Origin of the sequence: Methylobacterium sp. WL64 (assembly GCF_008039945.1) — a bacterium.
In the GTDB taxonomy this organism is placed as follows: domain Bacteria; phylum Pseudomonadota; class Alphaproteobacteria; order Rhizobiales; family Beijerinckiaceae; genus Methylobacterium.
Genome location: NZ_VRVA01000348.1, coordinates 1 through 309, shown reverse-complemented (window position 1 = coordinate 309; position 309 = coordinate 1). Strand labels below are relative to the sequence as shown.

1 pseudogene is annotated in these 309 nt (G+C 65.4%); it reads left to right on the top strand.

Features of this window, described 5'->3' with window-relative positions:
- Window positions 1–185 (top strand): annotated as a pseudogene (locus FV242_RS34200) (transposase); the annotation flags it as partial.
- Window positions 186–309 lie beyond the last annotated feature (124 nt).

Here is a 309-nt window from a genome sequence, read left to right as displayed (position 1 = left end):
AGGGTGTGGTCCGGAACAAGGCGGTCCATATCGCGCTCGGCGTGCGCGCCGACGGATCCAAGGAGATCCTCGGCCTGTGGCTGGAGCAGAACGAAGGCGCCAAGTTCTGGTTGCGGGTCATGAACGAACTCAGGAACCGCGGCGTCGAGGACGTGCTCCTGGCCGTGGTCGATGGCCTGAAGGGCGGGACTGTCAGGAATTTCGTGTGGGGGCGGCCATAGTGGATCCGAAGGAGGTTCCCGATGGCACGACGCAAAGCACCCCACGTCCCTGACGCGATCCTGGACCAGCTCCTGGCCGGGGCCGATC